Here is a 21,897-nt window from a genome sequence, read left to right as displayed (position 1 = left end):
GTCGAATGTCTGGCCGTCAATCGCCTGCGATTCCCGGCCAGTTGGAATCGCCGGCACGCAAAACGAAAGGCCGCACGCGGCCTTTCGCGAAATCGCCGGTACGGCTCACTGCGCAGCGTGCGTGTAGTACTCGGCCTGCTGCAGGTCCAGATCCAGCAGGATGATCTGAAGATCGGCCTGGGACATCGATGCCTGCGAAGTCGGCGTCTGCGACAGGTTCGCCAGATGAAGCTGCAGCACCATGGAATCCACCTGGGCAAACTGGCTGTAGGTGACCGCCTGCTGCTGCAGATTGCAATCATTACACTGGCCATTCTGCAGGCTGTCCACGTTCTCCAGCGACAATTGCTGCAGATCGATGTTGAGCATCACCGTTTGAAGGTGCGCCGCCTGGAAATTGACGCGTGCCGCCTCGATCTGGCCGCTCAAGACCAACTGCTTGCCGGTCTGGTAATAGAGCTTGAACGTCTGGTACTGGATGTCGGCGAATTGCAACGCCTGGTCAGCCTTGACTGGATCCGCCGAGGCGGACTGGCTCCCCAATAGAACGAGCAGGGCCAGAAGGGTTCTGCCGCAAGCAAGAAAAGCACGCCATTTGCGCGAACGCGCGGTGGTATCGACAGCGAAAATCGCTCGAGACATCGTCTTCCTCCTCCGTGGACGAACATCGGCATCGCCGGATTTCCGGCGAACCACTTCCTGAAAAACTCGGCGAACGCTATCAGCCTCACGTGATAGCCACGTGAAGCTCGAAGTCGGGACTCCTTGCCCGACTCGATCGGCGTTACTTCTTCGGCTTCGTAGGCTCGGCCACGGGCGCGGGAGCCGGTGTCGTCGGAGCCGGTTGCACGGGTGGCGCCGCGACAGCCGCCGCGCCGTTGCCCTTGGCCACGCGCACGCCGCGCGCCTTCATCCAGGCATCGAATTCCTCGGCCGTCATCCGCTTGCCGTTCTGGCTCATGTCGAAGCGCCAGGGCGTGTTGTCGAATTCGGTCAGCGGCTTGTAGGCCGCCGGATCGTTGGGGTTGATCGCGCTCGGCGCGGGCATGGCCTTGGCGACGTTCGCGCAGCCTTCGATGCGCAGGCGCAGCAGTACCTGATCCAGCGACTGCGTTTCGTCATAGGCCTGCGCCAGCACGCTGCCGGCGCTGCCGAGGCGATACGCGGGCGTGGCCAGGTCGGCCGAGATCGGCGCTATCACGGTCGCCTGCACCGGCGCGCGTGGCACGTTCGTGTTCGAGCAATCGATCGCCTGCGCAAGTCCGGGAGCGGCGAAACAGAGCAGAACCAGCAACGTCTTGCGCATGACAATCCCTCACAAATGATCCCGGGAGTGTAGGCGGCAACGCAGCATGCGGCAAGTCTTGCGCACGCTTGTTCATGTATTACTTGAAGTTCCGATCGCCGAAGCGCTTCACAACAGCGTAGCTGGTCAATCGGAATCGATGGAAAAAAGAAACCCGGCACTAGGCCGGGCTTCTTCATATCGCTGCTTCCTCGGCGTTCGGCCGTGGCCGAACGCTTCGGAAGTTGTCCAATTAGTTCTGGACGTTCAGCTCGGTGCGACGGTTCTTCGCACGGCCTTCCGGATTGTCCGAACCATCCGGGTTGGTGTTCGGAGCAATCGGACGGGTCTCACCGTAGCCGACCGGGCCAACCAGGCGACCGGCGTCAACGCCGTTGCTGGTCAGGTAGTCGTACACGGCCTTGGCGCGACGCTCGGAGAGCTTCTGGTTGTAGGCGTCGGTACCCTTCGAGTCGGTGTGACCGGCGACTTCAACCTTCAGATCCGGATAGCGCTTCAGGATCTCAACGGCTTCGTTGAGGATGGAGACCGCGTCAGGACGCAGCGTCGACTTGTCGAAGTCGAAGTTCACGCCCTTCAGGTCGATCGAGACCGGCACCGGGCAGCCGTCCGGACCGATGGTCTGGCCAGCCTGCGAACCGGGGCACTTGTCGTCGCAGTTGTTGACGCCGTCACCGTCGTCGTCCTTGTCCGCGCAGCCCGGCTCGGCGGCCGGAGCCGGAGCGACCGGAGCGGTCGGGGCCGGACCCAGCGGGATCACGACGCCAACCGAAGCGAGCAGGTCGCCGAACCAGTCTTCATCATGACCGTGCTGGGTCGGGGTGAAGCTCTGGTCGTCGAAGTCGGCGCGGTAGGCCACTTCGGCGCGAACCGCGACACGCTTGGTGAAGGTGGTCTGCAGACCGACACCCACCTTGGCGGCGAGGTTGTTGTCGCGGCGCTGACCGGGGGAGTTCGGGTCAGGCGTGGTCTCGAACTCTTCTTCCGTGCGCTGCAGGCCCAGGCCCATCAGCAGGTAGGGGTTCCAGCCGCGGCCTTCCTTGATGAAGTGGTAGCGGGCGTCGAACGAGATGCCGTACTGGCTCCAGTTCAGGTCTTCACCGTGGTTGACCTTGCCGGAATCGAAGTTCGGGTTCTGATAGTTCAGCTCGCCGTCGAGCGACCAGTTCGGGCTGATGAACTTGCCGAGGCCGATGGTGCCAAACGGAGCGTCGTCGGTCAGACGATCGTTGTCTTGGAAGTTGTAGCCGACGCTACCGGTCAGGTACCAGCGGTCGTCGAACTCCTGCGCGCTGGCCGCCTGGGCGACGCCCAGACCACACAGCAGTGCGGCACAAAGGAGTTTCTTGTTCATTGGGTTCAGCTCCTAGATCAAGGGGAAATAAAGCGGTGTTGCAGTTTCTACTTCTTAGATTGAGACAGCTGGTCTGCCTGCCTTCGCCGCGCAGACTATTGCCTGCCGTGTGAAGGCGTTGTTAACGCTACCATAACAGTTAGGGGAAGCCAAGCTGATGCGCCCCCCTCAGCCTTAAGGTCTGTTCAACATTATTGTTGATATAGCTGAATGAAATCGGAAAGCGGGAGCGCGTCCAGAGCCTTCGGATCGGCGGCCAGGGCCATCAGGCGGTCGACCTGGCCGGCCGGCAGATGCGCCCGCAGCGCGGCCTCGCACTTGGCCAGCAGCACCGGAATGCCCTCCCCGCGGCGCTTGCGGTGGCCGATCGGGTAGTCGATCGAGACCTTGTCGGTGGAGCTGCCGTCCTTGAAGAACACCTGCACCGAGTTGCCGATATACCGCTTGTCGGAATCGAAGTAGTCCTTCGTGAATTGGGGGTTCTCCTGGACCGTCATCTTGTCGCGCAGGGCGTCGATGCGCGGGTCGGCGGCGACGTCGTCGTTGTAGTCGGCGGCGGTCAGGCGGCCGAAGATCAGGGGCACGGCGACCATGTACTGGATGCAGTGGTCGCGGTCGGCGTAGTTGGCCAGCGGGCCGGTCTTGTCGATGATGCGGACGCCGGCTTCCTGGGTCTCGATCACGATCTTCTCGATCTGGTCGATACGGTCCTTCACCTGGCCGTGCAGCTGCATGGCGCATTCCACCGCGGTCTGGGCGTGGAACTCGGCCGGGTAGCTGATCTTGAACAGGACGTTCTCCATCACGTAGCTGCCGAACGGACGCTCGAACTGGAATTCCTTGCCCTTGAAGGCGATGTCGTAGAAGCCCCAGGTCTTGGCCGAAAGCGCGCTCGGGTAGCCGACCACTTTCTTATGCGCGGCGTTGATGGCGTGGATGACGGCGCGACGGCAGGCGTCGCCGGCGGCCCAGCTCTTGCGCGGACCGGTGTTGGGCGCGTGGCGGTAAGTGCGCAACACACCGTTGTCGATCCATGAATGCGAGACGGCGGTGATCACGGCCTCCTTGTCGCCGCCGAGCATGGCGGTGGCGACGGCGGTCGAGGCCAGGCGCACCAGGATCACGTGATCGAGGCCGACACGGTTGAAGGAGTTCTGCAGCGCGTACACGCCCTGGATTTCGTGCGCCTTGATCGCCCAGCCGAGCACGTCGCGCACGGTCAGGCCCTTGCCGCCTTCCTTCTCGGCCTTGCGCGAGAGGTAGTCGCCGACGGCGAGGATGGTGCCGAGGTTGTCGGAGGGGTGGCCCCACTCGGCGGCCAGCCAGGTGTCGTTGAAGTCGAGCCAGCGCACCAGGGTGCCGATGTTGAATGCGGCCTGGACCGGATCGAGTTCGAAGCTGGTACCAGGTACGCGCGCGCCGCCGGGCAGTTCGCCGCCGGGTACCAGCGGGCCGAGGTGCTTGACGCAATCGGGGAACTTCATCGCCAGCATCGCGCAGGCCAGCGAGTCGAGCAGCATGTAGCGGGCGGTGTCGTAGGCCTCGGCCGAATCGATCTTGGTGTCGATGACGTAGTCCGCGATGTCGACCATCGGCTGGTCGGGTTTCGGGCGGACGGCGGAACGGATATCGGCGTGGCTCATCGGCGGCTCTGGGTCGTGGGTGGAGGAAAGACGCGTATTTTGCCAGAGCGCGGTGGACGAACCGTCGTTTCGCCCGCCGATCGACGCGATCCCGACAACGTAGCGGCCCATCCGTCGCGCTTGTGGCGGACCGGTCTGGGCAGCATCGTCGGGGGATGAATGCCATTTCTCCCCTTCCCTCTCTGTTCCTGTCGCATGGCTCGCCGATGCTCGCGGTCGAGGATTCGCCCGCCGGCCGCTTCCTCGACGGCCTGGGCGCGCAGCTGCCGCGGCCGCGCGCGATCGTGGTCGTCTCGGCACATTTCATGGCGGAGGCTCCGGCCATCGGTGCGGCGGCGCCCCCGGAAACCGTGCACGACTTCGGCGGCTTTCCCGCGGCGCTGTACCAGATCACCTACCCCGCGCCGGGCGCACCGGAGCTGGCCGCCGAGATCGCGAGCCGCCTCGAAGCGGCCGGACTGACACCCTCGCTACGTCCGCAACATGGACTCGACCACGGCGTCTGGGTGCCACTCAGGCGCATGTACCCGGATGCCGACCTGCCGGTGGTGCCGGTCTCGGTCAGCCCGCACCGGGACGCCGCCTGGCATCACGCTCTCGGACGTGCGCTCGCGCCCTTGCGCGCGCAGGGCGTGCTGGTGATCGGTTCGGGTGGTTTCGTGCACAACCTCGGCGATCTCGACTGGCGGCATCGCGATGCACCGCTGGCGCCCTGGTCGCGGGATTTCAGGGACTGGATGACCGGCCGGATCGCAACCGGCGACACCGACGCGCTGCTCGACTGGGCGCGCCAAGCGCCAAATGCACGTCACGCGCATCCGACCACCGAGCATCTGATGCCGCTGTTCGTCGCCATGGGCGCGGGCGGCGAAACGCCAACGGCCCGCCACCTGCACGATTCATTCGAATTGGGAACGCTGGCGCTGGACGCCTTCGCGTTCGATTAAACGACAACGGCCGGCTTGTGGGCCGGCCGTCGCGACAACACTCGTCCCGGCTTACGGCCTGCGGGCGAGCGCCTCGAGATCCTTCGCCTTCGGCATCAGATCCTGCTTGGTGACCTTCAGGAAGCCCATCGTCAGCAGCGGACAGGCGATGAAGATCGAGGAGATGGTACCGATCACGATACCCATCATCTGCGAGATCGCCATGCCTTCCAGCGAGCCGCCGCCGTACAGGTACAGCGCCAGCACCGTCAGGAACGCCACGAACGAAGTGATGATGGTGCGCGAGAGCGTCTGGTTGACCGAACGGTTCAGCACCTCGACCGGATCCACGCGCAGGTTGCGGAAGTTCTCGCGCACGCGGTCGAACACCACGATGGTGTCGTTGATCGAATAGCCCATCACCGACAGCAGACCGGCGAGCACGGTGAGGTCGAACTCGCGCCCGGTCAGGGCGAAGAAGCCGGCGACAACGAGCACGTCGTGCAAGGTGGTCAGGATCGCGGCGATCGCGAATTTCCACTCGAACCGGAACCAGATGTAGAGCACGAAGCCGACCACCACGAAGGCGAGCGCCCAGCCCGCGTTTCTCGCGAGCTCACCGCCTACCTGCGGGCCGACGAATTCGGAGCGCGCGATCCGCGCCGGGTTCTCCGGCGTGGACACCACCTTCAGCACTTCGTTGGCCACCGTGTGACTGGCCGCGGCAGTCGTCGCGCCATCGCGCGACTGCAGGCGGATCAGCAGATCGCTGCTGCTGCCGTAGCTCTGCACCTGCGCGCTGGTGTAGCCGGCTTTCTCAATGCGCTCGCGCACCGGGTCGATGTCGATGGGCTTGTCGAAATGCAGCTCGACCAGCGTGCCGCCGGTGAAATCGAGCGCGAAGTTGAAGCCCTTGAAGGCGATCGCCCAGACCGCCACCAGCGCCAGCGCCGTGGCGATGGCGAGCGACACCCACCGCAGACGCATGAAGTTGATGTTGGTGTCGTTCGGGATGAGGTGCAACGGGAAAATTTTCATGGATGGAGTCTCCCGTCAGATGGCCAAGGTCTTCAGCTTCTTGCGGCGGCCGTAGAGCAAAGTGGCCAGCGCGCGCGAAACGGTGACGGCGGTGAAGACGGAGGTCAGGATGCCGACGATCATGGTGATCGCGAAGCCCTTCAGTGGACCGGTACCGAACGCGAACAGGGCGATACCTGCCAGCAGCGCGGTCATGTTGGAGTCGAAGATCGTGCCCGAGGCCTTGTCGTAGCCCGTGGCGATGGCCGTCTTCGGTGGCACCCCCGCGCGTAACTCCTCTCGTATACGCTCGTTGATCAGCACGTTGGCGTCCACCGACATGCCCACCGACAACGCCAGGCCGGCGAAGCCGGGCAAGGTCATGGTGGCGCCGAACACCGACATCACCGCGATCACCATCAGCAGGTTGAGCAGCAACGCCAAGCAGGTGATCAGGCCGAACATGCGGTAATAGATCAGGAAGAACGCCAGCGCGAACAGGAACGAGTACATCACCGCGGTGGTACCGCGCTCGACGTTCTCCTTACCCAGGCTGGGACCGACCACGCGCTCCTCGACGAAGTCCATCGGCGCGGCCAGCGAACCGGCACGCAATTGCAGCGCCAGATCGGCGGCGAACTGCGCGCTTTCAAGGCCGGTGGTCTGGAAGTTCTTGCCGAACACGCCCTGGATGGTGGCGGCATTGATGACCTGCTCGACGGTACGGGTGGTGCGCACTTCCTTGCCGTCGATGATCTTCACTTCCGGAATGCGCTCGATGTACACCACCGCCATCTGCTTGCCGACGTTCTGGCTGGTGAAGTCGAACATGCGCTGGCCGCCCGGGCCGTTGAGCGTCACCGACACCGCCGGCGTGCCGCTCTGCGGATCGATGATCGACTTCGCATCCACCAGCTGCTCGCCGGTGGCGATCACGCGCTTGCTCAGCAGGATCGGGAATGGTTTGCCATCGGGGCCGACTTCCTTGCGATAGAACACGCGCGCATCCGGCGGCACCTTGCCGGTGGAAACGGCGTCGAAGGCATTGCCGTCGGCCACGGCGCGATATTCCAGCGTGGCGGTCGCGCCGATGATGCGCTTGGCCTGTGCGGTGTCCTGCACGCCCGGCAGCTGCACGACCACGCGGTCGGTGCCCTGGCGCTGGATGATCGGTTCGGCCACGCCGAGTTCGTTGATGCGGTTGCGCAGCGTGCCGACGTTCTGCTCGATCGCGTTCAGCACGATCTGGTTGAGTTCGGTGTCCGGAACGCGCGCGATCAGTGCGCCGCCCTCGACCGTCATCTGCAGCGTCGGCAGGGTCTTGGCGATGGCTTCCCGCGCCTTGGTGACATCCGCGCCCGGCGCCAACGCGACACGGACGCTGTTGTCGCCGCTGCGCTCGACCGACTCGTAACCGACATGGGCTTCGCGCAATGCCACGCGCACGTCGTCGGCGTAGGCATCCAGGCGCTTGTCGAGCGCGGCCTTCTGATCCACCTGCAGCAGGAAGTGCACGCCGCCCTGCAAGTCGAGGCCGAGCAGCATCGGACGTGCGAACAGGTTCTCCAGCCAGGACGGCACGGTCGTGGCAAGGTTGAGCGCGACCACGTAGTTCTCACCGAGCACGGGACGCAGCGCTTCGGCGGCCTTGGTCTGCACATCCAGCGCGGGCAGACGCGCCAGCAGATTGCCGTCCTCGACCGCGACGGACTTGGGCGTGATGCCCGCGGCCTTGAGCGTGGTTTCCACTTTCACGCGCAGCGCATCGTCGATGGCGGCGCCGCGGCTGGCGGTGATCTGCACCGACGGGTCTTTCGGATAGATGTTGGGCAGCGCGTACAAGCCGCTGATCAGCACCACCACCAGGATCAGGATGTATTTCCAGCGAGGAAATTCGAGCATCGGAACATTTCCATGGCGCCGCTCCGGATCGGATGAGGCGCCTGCACGACGGACGGGATCAACTCCGGCCGCGGTCTGCCGCGGCCGAAAGGATGATAAGGATCAGGCGGACTTCAGCGTGCCCTTCGGCAGCACGTTGCCGACGGCACCCTTCTGCACGCGCACGCGCACGTTGTCGGCGATCTCGACGGAAATGAAGCTGTCGCCGATCTCGCGCACCACGCCGGCGATACCGCCGTTGGTGATGACCTCGTCGCCGGGGGCGAGTTTCTCCAGCATCGCGCGATGTTCCTTCTGGCGCTTCATCTGCGGGCGGATCATGATGAAGTACATCACCGCGAGCAGGACCAGCGGCAGAACGAAGACGCCAAAGCCGCCGCCCGCGGGCGCCTGTGCGGCGGCCTGCGCATGGGCGGGGGAAATCACGAAGTCAAGCAGGTCGAGCGGGCTCATTCACTGGGTTCCACTGGCAAAATAGTCGGGAAGTATGCCATGCCGTCCGGGGGATTGGCTTCACGGGACGGGGCGATGCCCCTGCGAACGATACCCCCTCCGCCGGGGAATGGACCCCGGCCTACCGGCTTCTGGCTGCGTAGAAAGACTCCCGGAAGTCCGTAAAGGTTCCCGCCTCGATGGCTGAGCGCATCTGCGCCATCAGCCGCTGGTAATACCAGAGGTTGTGCAGCGTGCCGAGGATCGGCGCCAGCATCTCGTTGCAGCGGTCGAGGTGGCGTAGGTAGGCGCGGGTATAGCCGTGGCTGCAGGCATAGCAGCCGCAGCCTTCCTCGATCGGTCCGGTGTCGCGCTCGTACTTGGCATTGCGGATGCGCACCGTGCCGAAGGATGTGAAGTAATGGCCGTTACGGGCGTTGCGGGTGGGCATCACGCAATCGAACATGTCCACGCCGCGCGCGACCGCCTCCACGAGATCCTCGGGACGTCCCACGCCCATCAGATAACGCGGCCGATCGTCCGGCAGCTGCGGGCAAGTGTGTTCGAGCATGGCGTTGCGTTCGGCCTCCGGTTCACCGACGGCGAGCCCACCGATGGCGTAGCCGTCGAAGCCGATCTGCTTCAGCCCCTCCGCCGAACGCGTGCGCAAACTGTGATGCACCCCGCCCTGCACGATGCCGAACAGCGCCGCATCGTTGCCATCGTGCGCGCGACGGCTGCGCTCGGCCCAGCGCAACGACAGTTCCATCGATTTTCGCGCGACTTCCTCGGTGGCCGGATACGGCGTGCATTCGTCGAAGATCATCACGATGTCGGAATCGAGCGTCTTCTGGATGCGCATGCTCTCCTCCGGCCCGAGGAATACGGTGGAGCCGTCGGTCGGCGCGGCGAAGGTCACGCCGGCCTCGCTGATCTTGCGGCGATGCGCCAGCGAGAACACCTGGAAGCCACCGGAGTCGGTGAGGATGGGGCCGTCCCAGCGCGAGAAGCCATGCAGGCCGCCATGCGCCTCGATCACGTCCAGTCCCGGCCGCAGATAGAGATGAAAGGTATTGCCGAGGATGATCTCGGCGCCGAGCGCGCGCACTTGTTCCGGCAGCACGCCCTTCACCGATCCGTAGGTGCCCACCGGCATGAAGGCCGGCGTTTCCACCGTGCCGCGCGGAAACGTCAGGCGGCCGCGACGCGCGACTCCGTCGTTGCCGAGCAGCTCGAACGACATGCGACTCATGCCGCAATCTCGATGGTATCGGGCGCCTCAAGCTCGTCATTCCTGCGAAAGCAGGAATCCAGCGACTTTGTTCCCCGCACTACCGTCATCTTTACGAAAGGCACTGGATTCCTGCTTTCGCAGGAATGACGGTCGAAAAAGTGCTTTAGATTCATTTCGCCGGCTCCGGGAACAACAACATCGCATCACCGTAAGAGAAAAAGCGATAACGCTCGCGCACCGCATGCTCGTAGGCGGCGAACACGCGCGCCTTGCCGGCGAATGCCGAAACCAGCATCAACAAGGTCGACTCCGGAAGATGGAAGTTGGTCAGCAGCGCATCGACGGAACGGATGCGATAGCCGGGAAAAATGAAGATGCGCGTTTCGCCGGCGAACGGCAGCAGTTCCCCCTCTTGTGTCGCCGCCTCGAGCGCGCGCACCACCGTCGTGCCCACCGCGATCACGCGCCCGCCGGCGGCACGCGTGCGGCGCACCTGCTCGACCAGTTCGGCGCCGACGTTGAGCCACTCGCTGTGCATGTGGTGCTCGCGCAGATCCTCCACGCGCACCGGCTGGAACGTGCCTGCACCGACGTGCAGCGTTACATGACCGAAGGCGACACCACGCGCGCGCAACTCTTCGAGCAAGGCATCGTCGAAATGCAGACCGGCCGTGGGCGCAGCGACGGCACCGACCTGGCGCGCGAACACGGTCTGGTAACGCTCCGCATCGTCCGCGCCCGGCTCGCGGCGGATGTAGGGCGGCAACGGCAGGCGTCCGACGCGCAGCAGCCAAGATTCGAGCGCATCCCCGACATGGAAGCGCAGGTGATAGAACTCGCCATCGCGATGCAGCACCTCGGCTTCGCCACCGCCGTCCAGTTCGATCACGCCGCCGGCCTTCGGCGACTTGCTCGCGCCGACCTGCGCGCGCGCCTCGTTGTTCGGCAACAGACGCTCGATCAGGATCTCGACACGCCCGCCACTGCCCCGCTTCTGTCCGAACAGCCGTGCGGGAATCACGCGCGTGTCGTTGAAGATCAGCAGATCGCCGGCGCGCAACAACGACGGCAGATCGCGCACATGGCGATCCGCGAAGTCGCCCTCGGGCGGCACGACCAGCATGCGGCTGGCCGAGCGTTCGGCGAGTGGCGCCTGCGCGATCAGCTCGGGCGGCAGCGAGTAGTGGAAATCCGATTTTTTCAAGAGGATCAGGGACGATCAGGCTCGGGGAATCGCCTATTTTAGACGTTTGCGCATGGCGACACCGGTCCGCCGATCATCGTTCGAACTTGGTGGAGAGGATCAGCGCCGAGGTCGTCCTCTCCACGCCGTCGATGACGCCGATACGATCGGTGAGCACGTCCATCTCGGTCAGCGTGGACACCACTCCCAGGGCGATCAGGTCGTAGGCGCCGGTCACCGAATGCAGCAGCCGCAGCTCCGGCATGGCCTTGAGTGCCTTGGTGACCGCGACCATCTGCTTGGGCTGCACCGCGATCATGATGTGCGCGCGGACCAGGCTGCGCTCCAGATCGCCGGGCACGCGCACGGTGTAGCCGGCGATCACGCCCTGGCGTTCCAGCCGCTCGATCCGGCTCTGCACGGTGGTCCGCGACAGCCCCAGGCGGCGCGCGATCGCGGCGGTCGGCGCGCGCGCGTTCTCGCGCAACAGGGACAGCAACTGCTGATCCAGAGGCGTGATCTTCACCTGGCGGGCTCCATTTTCGGCGATTCGCCGAAATATAGCGGCATTTCTATCAGATCGCCTCTGTTAAACGACGAAACAATCCAGATAATAGTCACTTACCCTGAACACTTGTCCGGAAACGGGAGGCCGCCATGACGCCCCTTATCGACGCACTCGCCCCGCTCCGCGCCCACCAGGGCCGCCGCCGCACGCAGGGGCTGGACGATGCCACCCTCCTGAAATTCGCCGCCACGCATCCCGACCTCGTCGCCGCTGTCGAGGCCGCCGCCGCCGAATATGCGCGCATCAAGCATGAGTTCGCCGACCTGCTCGATCTCGACGAGGACGCCCAGACGCACGCCGTGCAGGCCGGCTTCGTCAATTTCTATCCGCAGGATGGCGTGAACCCATACGTGGCGCTGGTCGCGCGCGGCTGCTGGATCGTCACGCTCAAGGGCGCCGTGGTCTATGACACCGGCGGCTACGGCATGCTCGGCTTCGGCCACACGCCGCAACCAGTGATCGACGCCATGTCGCGCCCGCAGGCGATGGCGAATGTGATGACGCCGAATCTGGCGCAGTTGCGCTTCGAGCGCGCCCTGCGCAAGGAAATCGGGCACAGCCGCGGCACTTCAACTCAGGGCAGCGGCTGTCCCTATGCCTCCTTCATGTGCCTCAACTCCGGTTCCGAATCGGTGACGCTGGCCGCGCGCATCGCCGACATCAACACCAAGACCATGACCGATCCGGGCGCCAAGTACGCCGGCCGGCAGGTCAAGCGCCTGGTGGTGAAAGGCAGCTTCCACGGCCGCACCGAGCGCCCCGCGCTGTACTCCGACTCCAGCCGCAAGAGCTACATGCAGTTCCTCGCCAGCTACCGCGGCGAGGACACGGTGATCACGATTCCGCCATACGACATCGACGCGCTGAAGCAGGTGTTCGCCGACGCAGACCGCAACGGCTGGTACATCGAGGCGATGTTCCTGGAACCGGTGATGGGCGAAGGCGATCCCGGACGCAGCGTGCCGCCGGCCTTCTACGCCGCCGCGCGCGAACTCACCAAGGCGCATGGCGCGCTGCTGCTGGTCGACTCGATCCAGGCCGGTCTGCGCGCGCATGGGGTGCTGTCGATCGTCGACTATCCCGGCTTCGAACAGCTCGAAGCACCGGACATGGAAACCTATTCCAAGGCGCTCAACGCCGGCCAATACCCGCTGTCGGTGCTCGCGGTGAACGAGCGCGCCGCCAACATCTACAAGCGCGGCACCTACGGCAACACCATGACCACCAACCCGCGCGCGCTCGACGTGGCCTGCGCGGTGCTCGAACAGCTGACGCCGGAACTGCGCCGCAACGTGCGCGAGCGCGGGCGCGAGGCCGTCGAGAAGCTGGAGAAACTGAAGGGCGAACTGGGCGGACTGATCAAGAAGGTCCAGGGTACCGGCCTGCTGTTCTCCTGCGAACTCGATCCGCGCTTCAAGGGTTACGGTGCCGGCTCCAGCGAGGAATGGCTGCGCGAGCACGGCATGGGCGTGATCCACGGCGGCGAGAACTCGCTGCGCTTCACGCCGGTGTTCGCGGTGAGCAGCGAGGAGATCGACTTGATCGTGACGATGGTCAAGCGCGCCTTGCTCGAAGGTCCGCAGCAAAAGCAGGCCGCCGCAGCGTAAAATCCGGGACGAAAAGACGGGAGCATGGAGGAGAAGCCAATGGAAGCCATCACAGCATCCGGCGCATCCTCCCTGCTGACCCGTCTTTTCCAGTACAAGGCCTGGGCCAACGATGCGTTCCTAACGGAATTCCGGGCGCAAAGCACGGCGATCTCGGAAGCGGATCGCCATCTCGCCATTCGTCTCCTCAACCATGCCTACGTGGTGGATCGCATCTTCGCCGCGCATCTCGTTGGCAAGGCGCATGCCTACACGGGCACGAACACGCCCGAGACCCCGACCCTCGACACCTTGCATCAAACCGTCGCCGAATCCGATCGCTGGTATCTGGATTACATCGGCAGCATCTCGCCGGAACAGCTCTCCGAGGAAATCGCCTTCGATTTCACCGACGGCGCGAAGGGACGCATGACCCGCGAGGAGATGCTGATGCACGTGGCGCTCCACGCCGGCTACCATCGCGGACAGGTCGGCCGCATCCTGCCGCAGTTGACCTCCGCGCCGCCGCAAGACACCTTCACCACCTATCTGCACAAATTCGAACCCGACCGCCGTCGGCGGGACGACCACTAGCCATCAACAAGGCTGCAATGAAAATCGTCGAAGTCCGCCATCCTCTCGTGCAGCACAAACTCGGCCTGATGCGTCGCGCCGACAACAGCACCAAGACCTTCCGCGAGCTGTCGGCGGAAGTCGCCACCCTGCTCACCTACGAAGCCACCGCCGATCTCGAGACCGAGGACGCGGAACTCGAAGGCTGGGCCGGCCCCGTGCGCGTGCGCCGCATCAAGGGCCGCAAGATCACGTTGGTTCCGATCCTGCGCGCCGGCATCGGCATGCTGCCGGGCGTGCTGGAACTCATTCCCGCGGCGAAAGTCAGCGTGGTCGGCATCAAGCGCGACGAAGCCTCGCTGGAAGCGATGCCCTACTACGAGAATCTGGTCGGCGACATGCAGGATCGCATCGCACTGATCCTCGACCCGATGTTGGCCACCGGTGGCACGCTGATTGCCACCGTCGACATGCTCAAGGCTGCGGGTGCGGCACGCATCAAGGGATTGTTCCTGGTCGCCGCGCCGGAAGGCCTGAAGGCACTGGAAGCCGCGCATCCCGATGTCGAGGTCTACGTCGCCTCGATCGACGAGCGGCTCAACGAGAAAGGCTACATCCTGCCGGGGCTTGGTGATGCCGGAGACAAGATTTTCGGTACGCGCGTTGAATAAACCTGGTGAGGTGACGTCATGGAAACATCCGCACAAGAGCCCTGCCCGCGATGCGGGGAAACTTCGACACTTCGTGAAAAGCTGTTGCTGATCGACGAAGCGTGGGTTCCGGCTCAGGGCAAGGATTCTCGGCTCAGATATGCCGCCGACCTGCGAGTAGGTGCTCTTAAACCGGCTGTAGTCAGGCAATCGCCTCTAGAACAGTTCGTCGACGGCTTCTTTTGCGAGAAATGCCAGAAAGGATTCGTGCCGGATGATGCAATCAGTGGCGACCGCTACGGCTAGATGATGCAACCCGTGCATGTTGCCGGACGTTCTTAAGCATGCACGGCAAGCCAACATCCGCTGCAAGCCATCGCCACCAGCACCAGCCAAGTCAGCGCCGTTCCGTAGAAGCGCCCGAACGACTTGCCAGAGCTGCGCGAAAGACCGAGCGCATGCATCAGGCGTCCCAGCAACAGCAAGCCGCCGAACCCCCACAGCCAGCCAGCGGGCATTCCTGCCAGTTCAAGTAGCAGCAGCAACAGCAGCCCCATCGGAACATATTCGATGAAGTTGGCGTGCACACGGATACGGCGTATCAGCAATGCATCCCCACCATCGCCAATTCCAATCCGATTCCGCAGTCGATAAAGCGTCACCGGCGCCGCCAGCATGACCAGCAACAATGCATGCAATGCAGCGAACAGCAGTGAAATCTTCGGCATCGCGATTCCCTTCTTCGTCTCCGTGATACTGCCTATTCCTTCGGCAACCGGATCTGCCAGCGGTGCAGCCAACGTCCAATGCCCATCGTGTCCAAGCACCAGCTTGTCGTCTAGCGGTGGCAGCACCAGTTCGCGCCAAGTGATACGCAGATCACCGATCTGCGGTGACAGCGGATTGTCGGCACTGCCCAGGCCTTCACCTTCCGGCTGGAAGGTCGCCGCCATGTTGCCGGGCAGAGTCGAGAAGCTCGGCCGCATATTGCGCCACTGCGCCAGCTGCATCACCAGTACGTCGTCGAGCGGTTTGCCGTCCAGCGTCAGCTTCGCCCGCCATTCGCGACTACTCAGCGGCATTGCTTTTGGATTGTCGTGTCCCGGCGCGAACCCGCTGGAATCGACCAGCGAATCGCGCCAGGTTTTGCGATATCCGCCGTCTATCTGTGTCCACTGAAACATTTCGACGTGACGCAGCAGCGCCGCCTGATGCGTCACGACACCGAAATCGACATCACGCGGCGCCTTGACGACACGCGGCGGTTCTTGCGGAGTGGTGTGAGCGAATGCGAGTCCCGAGCAGGCCATCAGCAGGACGGCAGACGCCTGCAAGCCCCACAGACGAAACCACCGCCCCCGGTTCGAACCATGCATTACCCGAGCGCCCTCGCCTGCAACTCCGCCATCTCGTGCGCGGTACCGAACCGGCCTTTGGCATCGCGCACCACCTGTGCGAGCGCACAGCCAGGATCATGCGTGAAGAACAGATGGACGTTGCGTGCGAGCTTGTCTTCCAGGAATGCGCGCTTCTCGTCGATCAGCAGCTCGGCGTTCCGGTCGTATCCCATCGTGATCGGCACGTGCACCCAGGGCTTGCCCGGTACCAGGTCGGCGCAGAACACGACGCCGCCATGCGGTTCGCCGTCGATGATTTCTGGCCCGACGATCTCGGCCAGCATCAGACCCGGCGTATGTCCGTCGCTGTAATGGAAGCGCACCGTGTCGCCCAATGCCTTCGAATGCTCGCCGTGGACGATTTCCAGACGGCCGCTGGCTTCGAGCAAATCCGGAAGCTCGGCGATGTAGCTGGCGCGATCGCGCGGATGCGGATGGCGCGCACGCTCCCACTGTTCCGCGCCAACGAGAAACACCGCATTGGGGAACAGTAGTTGTGGGGCACGTCCTTCCTCCCACGGCGCCAGCAGGCCGCCGGCATGATCGAAGTGCAGGTGCGAGAGCACCACCACATCGATGTCCTCGTGCGTGAACCCGGCCTCGTGCAGCGAATCCAGCAGCACGTGACGCTCCTCGACCACGCCGTAGCGTTCGCGCAGCTTCGGTTCGAAGAACGCGCCGATGCCGGTTTCGAACAGCACGGTCTTGCCGTTCAGCGGGCTCGCCAGCAATGCGCGGCAGGCAAGCGGGATGCGATTCTGAGCATCGGGCTCGAGCCAGTGTTCCCACATCGCGCGCGGCGCGTTGCCGAACATCGCACCGCCGTCGAGGCGTTGGCTGTTGCCGAGAAGGGACCAGAGTTTCATGACGACAGGATACGCCCTGGGCGTTAGGGCGTCGTTGAACAAGCCTGGAATGACGCTTTTTGCTCAACGCGCGCTACTGCGCGCTTGCCACGGTGGCGAAGTGGAAAACGAAGGTGCCGCTTCGCCCGTTCTCGGCCTGAACACGGATCGGCGCCAGCGGGCTGTCGGCGGTCAGCATCGCGCTGCCGCTGGCGAGCACCGCCTTGCCGATCACGCCGGGCGAGCGGCCCCTGACCTTGATGAGCATTTCCTGTCCCGGCACCAGCACCACGCGCGCCATCGAGGGGTCGCTGCCGCGCGGTGTCACCTCGCGTTCGGCTTCACTGTCGCTGTAGTCGCGCGGCGCCAGTTCGAACAGCGACTGCCCGCCGGCCTCCACCGCAAACGACCAGGTGGTGGTGCCGTTGCTGCCGTCGTCGAGCACTTCGATCTTCTGCAGGGTCAACGTCACCGTGGTTTTCTTCGGTACCTGCGGTGTGGCCGCGACCGGTTCAGGCTTCGCGGGAGCGGCCGCGGGAGTCGATGCCGCGGGCGCCGACTTCTCCGTCCACATGTCGCTGACGTTCTTGACCAGCGTGGTCAGGGCGACGAGGAAGGCGACCCCGGCGGCGGCCAAGGTCGGCACACGGGTGTACCAGGATTTCTTGGACTCGTCGGTCACGGGGAGTTGGTCGTGGCGATGTGTTGGCGGACGTGCAATCTACTGCAAGCGCCGCCGCGACTCCACGGCCTCAGCGCGCGGGTTCCACCTTGGCCGCGCCGACCGGATTGCGCGGATCGCTCCCGCCGGACAGGACGCCCCGCGTCTTGTCCCACTCCACCGTCTGCAGGTTGCCCCAGACGTGGCTGGAGCCGCGGCCACCCGCGGCGCTGTCACCGGGCAGGTCGAGCTTGTGGCCCATCGCCTGCAAGGCCGCCGCGGTCTGTGGCGAGAATGCGTTGCTTTCGGCCTCGATCTCGTCCGGCAGCCACTGATGGTGGTAGCGCGGCAGCGCGGCCACGGCCTGTGCGTCGAGGCCGGCGTCATAGCCGAGCACGCCCAGCAGCACCATGGTGATGATGCGGCTGCCACCCGGGGTGCCGAGCACGGCCACCTTGTCCTTCGATTCCATGAAGGTCGGCGTCATCGAACTCAGCATGCGTTTGCCCGGTTTCGGTGCGTTGGCGTCGAAGCCCATCACGCCGAAGGCATTGGGCGTGCCGGGCTTGAGCGCGAAGTCGTCCATCTCGTCGTTGAGCAGTACGCCGGTGCCGGGCGGGATCAGGCCGGAGCCGTACAGCAGGTTCACCGTCTGCGTGGCGGCGACGCGGTTGCCTTCCTTGTCGATGATCGAGAAGTGCGTGGTCTCGTCGTCTTCCAGCGGCGTCTGCTTGCCCGAGAGCAGATCGCTCGGTGTCGCCTTGTCGGGATTGATGGTGGCGCGCAGGCCGGCGGCGTAATCGCGGCTGGTCAGGGTGCGCTGCGGGATCTTCACGAAATCCGGATCGCCGAGATAGAAGGTGCGGTCGCGGTAGGCGCGCCGCATCGCCTCGACCACCAGATGCACGCGGTGCGGTTCGTCGAGTTTGGCCAGATCCCAGCCTTCCAGGATCTGCAGCATGCTCGCCAGCGCGATGCCGCCTGAGGAAGGCGGCGGCGCGGTGGTGATCTTCCAGCCACGGTAGTCGAAGCTGATCGGCGTGCGCTCCTTGACCCGATAGCCAGCAAGCTCGTCGGCGGTCCAGAGCCCGCCTTCGTCCTTCACGCCCTTGAGCAGCCTGTCCGCGACTTCGCCGCGATAAAAGCCATCGAAACCTTTATCGGCGAGCGCCCGCAACGTGCGCGCCAGATCGGGCTGCTTGAACAGATCGCCTTCCTTGATCGGCTTCCCGTTCGGCGCGTACACCGCGCGCGTGCCGGGATAGCGGTCCATCACGTCGCGGCGCGAGGCGTAGCCTCTGGCCATGCGCGCGTAGACCGGGAAGCCTTCCTCGGCGATGCGGATCGCCGGTTGCAGCGATGTCTTCAGCGGCAGCCGGCCGTATTTGCCGGCGAGTTCCACCAGCGCCGCCGGCAAGCCGGGAATGCCGGCCGACCACGGGCCGTTCTCGGCACGGTCGGAATCGAGATTGCCGCTCTTGTCGAGATAGGCCTCCGGCGTGGCGGAACGTGGCGCGATCTCGCGAGCATCGAGAAAGACATCGCGCCCGCTTTCGGCATCGTGCAGCAGGAAGAAACCGCCGCCACCGAGACCCGAGCTGATCGGCTCGACCACCGACAAGGTCGACGAGACCGCCACCGCCGCGTCGAAAGCATTACCGCCCTCGCGCAGGATGCGCAGGCCCGCATCGGTGGCCAGCGCGTGGCCCGATGCGATGGCCGCGCCTGGCGGAGACTTGCCACTTGTTTCGCCTCCCGTCTGCGCCAACGCCAGACCCGGCGTGAGAACGAACGAAACCAACAACAGCAACAACTTCAATTTCATGCGAATGAACACCGATGCGGAAACCTATCGCTCTTGAAGCGCGAGTTTGGCGCCAAGCCCGAGATAGATGGTCCCCACCACCTTACCCTGCCAACGGCCAATCCCGCGATTGCGGCCGATCCAGCCACCGAGCGCGCTGCCGGCCATGGCGACGAAGGATGAATAGATCGCGCTCAACAGCGCGAACAGCAAACCGAGTTCGGCGAGCTGCAAGGTCACGCTGCCCTGCCCTTGATGCACGAACTGCGGAAGGAAGGCGAGAAAGAACAGCGCCGTCTTCGGATTGAGCATTTCGGTCAGCGCGCCCTGTCGAAAGGCCATCCAACCATCGACCTTGCGGGCGCTGGGCAGACTCAGCTCACCGGTCTTCTCGAAGATCGCCTTCAGACCGAGATACACGAGATAGGCGACGCCGGCGTATTTCACAACAGCGAATGCCGTCGCCGAGGTCATCAGCACGGCCGACAGGCCGAAGGTCGCCAGCAGCGCATGCATCAGATCCCCGCAGGCGATGCCCAGACCGGTCAGCACGCCGATGCGGCGGCCGCCGCTTGCGGCCCGGGCGAGCGTCATCAGGACGGCCGGCCCTGGAATCAGGAACAACGCGAGCACGACCAGGACGAAGGAAAACAGGACGGGAAGCTCGATCACGGATCCTCCTTACCTGAGACACGACTAAGGACTAACCCGCATCTTGCTGCAGCCGGCGCAGCTTCGCCAGCAATTGTTCCTGGCTTTCGGGAAATGCCGGGTCCGGATCGATGCATTCCACCGGACACACCACCACGCACTGCGGCTCGTCGAAATGGCCGACGCATTCGGTGCAGCGCGCCGGATCGATCACATAGATGGTCTCGCCCTGCGAAATCGCCTGATTCGGGCAGGCCGGTTCGCAGACGTCACAGTTGACGCAGAGCTCGTTGATTTTCAGCGACATCGCGACATTTCAATCCATCATTCCAGAACGTGGCGTAGAATCCGCGCGTTTTCAAGCCCGCGCGGATTCCTCGCTGCGTCCGGACGATCCGTCGCGAACGACGGTTACTTCGCCTCGACGAAGACGTAATCCACACCCGCCGGCGTGACGGCCGCCTTGACGCGCTCGCCGTCCGCGGGCTTGCCGATGAACACGACGCGCACGCCCTTCATCGTGCCGGCCGGCACGTCCTTGAACGACTCCACTACGATGTCGGCGATCTTCGCCGAAGCCGGCGAGGCATAGGCGAGCATGTTGCCGCTGATGATGCCGCGTGCGACGTCGGTCTTGGCCTTTTCCAGCAGGCGCTCGTAGTTGCCCTGGAAGTCCGGGGTGCTTTCGCCGGGCAGCAGGTACACGTACGGCTGGTTGCCCAGATCGGCCGGGCTGTTGCGGGTGACGACGTCGGAGACGTACTCGCGCCACTGCGCGGCATCCTCGGTGGTCGGCGCTGGGAGCGCCGCCTTGACGGTTTCCTTCGGCGCTTCTTCCTTCTTGCAGGCCGCGAACGGCAGCACGAGGCAGACAACCAGGGCGAAACGCTTCAGAGCCGGATGGGTCAGGATTTTCATGGCGATTAATTCCCCTATGGGATCAGCTTATGGAATCAGGTCGTATTGGATTGGGGCATGGAACGTTTGCGCTCTTCCTGCAGCGCCTTGGCGACGGCCGGCGGCACGAAGCCGGAGACGTCGCCGCCGAGACGCGAGATTTCACGCACCAACGAGGAAGAGATGAAGCCGTACTGCTCGGCCGGCGTCAGGAACAAGGTCTCGACGTCGGGAATGAGATGGCGATTCATGCTCGCGAGCTGGAACTCGTATTCGAAGTCGGAGACCGCGCGCAGCCCGCGCAGCAGCACGCCCGCGCCGACCTCGCTGACGAAATGCGCGAGCAGCGAGTTGAAGCCGCGCACCTCGACATTGGAATGATGGGCGGTCGCCTGGCGCGCGAGATCCACGCGCAGCGCCAGCGGTAGCGCCGGCCCCTTGCTCGGGCTTTCGGCGACGCCGATGATCAGGCGCTCGAACAGCGGCGCGGCGCGATCGACCAGGTCGACGTGGCCACTGGTAATGGGATCGAAGGTACCGGGATAGACCGCGATGCGGGTACGGGCCACGCTCATGGAGGGCTGGTCTGATCGTCTTCTGGAATCCTTTCCAGTGTATCAGTGCCGTCGCCTTGTCGACGGTAGAGGGCATGGCGCGCGTCGCGGCTGCCCCCTTCGCGGTGCAGGCGCCAGCCCGGGCCGGCGTCCACGGGGTTCCCGGACGGGCTTTCCAGATAGAGCCAGGCGTCGTCCGCCAGCCATGGCGGCAGCAGCGCGAGCGTCGCCCGCCACAGCTCCTGCTCGAACGGCGGATCGAGGAAGACCAAGTCGAAGCGGCCGTGCGGCGGCGCGCGCAGGAAGGTCAGCGCATCGGCGCGCACCAGCTTCGCCGCATCGCCGGCCTGTAGTCGTTCGATCGTCGCCTGCAGGGACTCGGCCAGCCGCGGTTCGCGCTCCACCAGCAGCGCCTCGCTTGCGCCGCGCGAGAGCGCCTCCAGGCCGAGGGCGCCACTGCCGGCGAACAGATCCAGCACGCGCGCGCCCGGCAGCATCGGCTGCAACCAGTTGAACAGGGTTTCGCGTGCGCGGTCGGAGGTCGGCCGCAACCCGGGCGCGTCCGCGACGGGCAGCCGCGTTCCGCGCCAACGCCCGCCGATGATGCGCACGCTGCCCGGCACGGCATTCCGCACTGCGTTCCTGGCCGGAGCCGGTTTCCTCATGTTGCTTTCATAGGGGGAGTCCGGGGGCCGGTGCTACCATTGCTCGGGC

24 protein-coding genes are annotated in these 21,897 nt (G+C 64.6%); 5 read left to right on the top strand and 19 right to left on the bottom strand.

The window, feature by feature from the left end; all coding sequences use genetic code 11:
• Positions 1-105 precede the first annotated feature (105 nt).
• From LG367_RS12950 to LG367_RS12935, 4 genes are all read right to left on the bottom strand, one after another.
• Positions 106-642, bottom strand: a complete 537-nt coding sequence (locus LG367_RS12950; protein ID WP_226469680.1) for a hypothetical protein — start codon at positions 640-642, stop codon at positions 106-108.
• Between the two features lie 142 nt (positions 643-784).
• A complete protein-coding gene (locus tag LG367_RS12945; RefSeq protein WP_226469679.1) occupies positions 785-1,306 on the bottom strand; it encodes a hypothetical protein in 522 nt (173 codons plus the stop codon).
• Between the two features lie 232 nt (positions 1,307-1,538).
• The gene (locus LG367_RS12940) at positions 1,539-2,660 is read right to left on the bottom strand and encodes an OmpA family protein (protein ID WP_226469678.1); all 1,122 of its coding nucleotides are present in this window, start codon (positions 2,658-2,660) and stop codon (positions 1,539-1,541) included.
• A 191-nt stretch (positions 2,661-2,851) separates the two neighbouring features.
• The gene (locus LG367_RS12935; protein ID WP_226469677.1) at positions 2,852-4,303 is read right to left on the bottom strand and encodes a bifunctional 2-methylcitrate dehydratase/aconitate hydratase; all 1,452 of its coding nucleotides are present in this window, start codon (positions 4,301-4,303) and stop codon (positions 2,852-2,854) included.
• Positions 4,304-4,467: 164 nt separating this feature from the next.
• On the opposite strand from LG367_RS12935, the gene LG367_RS12930 reads away from it, so the two are divergent.
• A complete protein-coding gene (locus tag LG367_RS12930) occupies positions 4,468-5,250 on the top strand; it encodes a DODA-type extradiol aromatic ring-opening family dioxygenase (RefSeq protein ID WP_226469911.1) in 783 nt (260 codons plus the stop codon).
• Between the two features lie 51 nt (positions 5,251-5,301).
• Here LG367_RS12930 and secF read toward each other — a convergent pair whose 3' ends face one another.
• The 6 genes from secF to LG367_RS12900 all read right to left on the bottom strand — a co-directional run bounded on the left by secF (position 5,302) and on the right by LG367_RS12900 (position 11,523).
• Positions 5,302-6,267 (bottom strand): protein translocase subunit SecF, encoded by a 966-nt coding sequence (secF, locus tag LG367_RS12925; protein WP_226469676.1) that lies wholly within the window; start codon positions 6,265-6,267, stop codon positions 5,302-5,304.
• Between the two features lie 15 nt (positions 6,268-6,282).
• A complete protein-coding gene (gene secD / locus LG367_RS12920; protein ID WP_226469675.1) occupies positions 6,283-8,148 on the bottom strand; it encodes a protein translocase subunit SecD in 1,866 nt (621 codons plus the stop codon).
• Between the two features lie 102 nt (positions 8,149-8,250).
• Complete coding sequence (yajC, locus tag LG367_RS12915; protein ID WP_226469674.1) at positions 8,251-8,601, bottom strand: preprotein translocase subunit YajC; 351 nt, start codon at positions 8,599-8,601, stop codon at positions 8,251-8,253.
• A 121-nt stretch (positions 8,602-8,722) separates the two neighbouring features.
• Positions 8,723-9,832, bottom strand: coding sequence for a tRNA guanosine(34) transglycosylase Tgt (gene tgt / locus LG367_RS12910; protein ID WP_226469673.1), 1,110 nt, complete (start codon positions 9,830-9,832; stop codon positions 8,723-8,725).
• A 151-nt stretch (positions 9,833-9,983) separates the two neighbouring features.
• Positions 9,984-11,018, bottom strand: a complete 1,035-nt coding sequence (gene queA, locus LG367_RS12905; RefSeq protein ID WP_226469672.1) for a tRNA preQ1(34) S-adenosylmethionine ribosyltransferase-isomerase QueA — start codon at positions 11,016-11,018, stop codon at positions 9,984-9,986.
• A gap of 73 nt (positions 11,019-11,091) precedes the next feature.
• Entirely contained in the window at positions 11,092-11,523 is a 432-nt protein-coding gene (locus LG367_RS12900) for an Lrp/AsnC family transcriptional regulator (protein ID WP_226469671.1), read from the bottom strand.
• A 131-nt stretch (positions 11,524-11,654) separates the two neighbouring features.
• On the opposite strand from LG367_RS12900, the gene LG367_RS12895 reads away from it, so the two are divergent.
• From LG367_RS12895 to LG367_RS12880, 4 genes are read left to right on the top strand one after another with little or no spacing between them, the layout of a single operon-like run.
• Positions 11,655-13,172 (top strand): aminotransferase class III-fold pyridoxal phosphate-dependent enzyme, encoded by a 1,518-nt coding sequence (locus LG367_RS12895; protein WP_226469670.1) that lies wholly within the window; start codon positions 11,655-11,657, stop codon positions 13,170-13,172.
• Positions 13,173-13,211: 39 nt separating this feature from the next.
• Positions 13,212-13,745 carry a DinB family protein gene (locus LG367_RS12890; RefSeq protein WP_226469669.1) on the top strand — a complete coding sequence of 178 codons (534 nt, stop codon included), beginning with the start codon at positions 13,212-13,214 and terminating at the stop codon, positions 13,743-13,745.
• Positions 13,746-13,762: 17 nt separating this feature from the next.
• The gene (gene upp, locus LG367_RS12885; RefSeq protein ID WP_226469668.1) at positions 13,763-14,395 is read left to right on the top strand and encodes a uracil phosphoribosyltransferase; all 633 of its coding nucleotides are present in this window, start codon (positions 13,763-13,765) and stop codon (positions 14,393-14,395) included.
• Between the two features lie 18 nt (positions 14,396-14,413).
• Positions 14,414-14,680 carry a hypothetical protein gene (locus LG367_RS12880; protein WP_226469667.1) on the top strand — a complete coding sequence of 89 codons (267 nt, stop codon included), beginning with the start codon at positions 14,414-14,416 and terminating at the stop codon, positions 14,678-14,680.
• Between the two features lie 32 nt (positions 14,681-14,712).
• Here LG367_RS12880 and LG367_RS12875 read toward each other — a convergent pair whose 3' ends face one another.
• The 9 genes from LG367_RS12875 to rsmD all read right to left on the bottom strand — a co-directional run bounded on the left by LG367_RS12875 (position 14,713) and on the right by rsmD (position 21,848).
• Positions 14,713-15,750, bottom strand: coding sequence for a TMEM43 family protein (locus tag LG367_RS12875; RefSeq protein ID WP_226469666.1), 1,038 nt, complete (start codon positions 15,748-15,750; stop codon positions 14,713-14,715).
• Entirely contained in the window at positions 15,750-16,637 is an 888-nt protein-coding gene (locus tag LG367_RS12870; RefSeq protein WP_226469665.1) for an MBL fold metallo-hydrolase, read from the bottom strand. The genes LG367_RS12875 and LG367_RS12870 overlap by 1 nt, the downstream gene beginning before the upstream one ends.
• Positions 16,638-16,710: 73 nt before the next feature.
• Positions 16,711-17,298, bottom strand: a complete 588-nt coding sequence (locus LG367_RS12865) for a hypothetical protein (RefSeq protein ID WP_226469664.1) — start codon at positions 17,296-17,298, stop codon at positions 16,711-16,713.
• A gap of 70 nt (positions 17,299-17,368) precedes the next feature.
• Positions 17,369-19,102, bottom strand: coding sequence for a gamma-glutamyltransferase (gene ggt, locus LG367_RS12860; RefSeq protein WP_425490966.1), 1,734 nt, complete (start codon positions 19,100-19,102; stop codon positions 17,369-17,371).
• Between the two features lie 24 nt (positions 19,103-19,126).
• Positions 19,127-19,753, bottom strand: coding sequence for a LysE family translocator (locus LG367_RS12855; RefSeq protein ID WP_226469663.1), 627 nt, complete (start codon positions 19,751-19,753; stop codon positions 19,127-19,129).
• 31 nt (positions 19,754-19,784) lie between these two features.
• On the bottom strand, positions 19,785-20,039 hold the full coding sequence (locus tag LG367_RS12850) for a YfhL family 4Fe-4S dicluster ferredoxin (protein WP_226469662.1): 255 nt from the start codon (positions 20,037-20,039) through the stop codon (positions 19,785-19,787).
• 104 nt (positions 20,040-20,143) lie between these two features.
• Positions 20,144-20,650 (bottom strand): hypothetical protein, encoded by a 507-nt coding sequence (locus LG367_RS12845; protein ID WP_226469661.1) that lies wholly within the window; start codon positions 20,648-20,650, stop codon positions 20,144-20,146.
• Positions 20,651-20,685: 35 nt separating this feature from the next.
• Positions 20,686-21,204 (bottom strand): pantetheine-phosphate adenylyltransferase, encoded by a 519-nt coding sequence (gene coaD, locus LG367_RS12840; RefSeq protein WP_226469660.1) that lies wholly within the window; start codon positions 21,202-21,204, stop codon positions 20,686-20,688.
• Complete coding sequence (gene rsmD / locus LG367_RS12835; RefSeq protein ID WP_226469659.1) at positions 21,201-21,848, bottom strand: 16S rRNA (guanine(966)-N(2))-methyltransferase RsmD; 648 nt, start codon at positions 21,846-21,848, stop codon at positions 21,201-21,203. The genes coaD and rsmD overlap by 4 nt, the downstream gene beginning before the upstream one ends.
• Positions 21,849-21,897: the final 49 nt, after the last annotated feature.

Origin of the sequence: Luteimonas panaciterrae (assembly GCF_020511115.1) — a bacterium.
Lineage (GTDB): Bacteria > Pseudomonadota > Gammaproteobacteria > Xanthomonadales > Xanthomonadaceae > Luteimonas > Luteimonas panaciterrae.
This window is presented reverse-complemented; position numbering and strand designations above follow the sequence as displayed.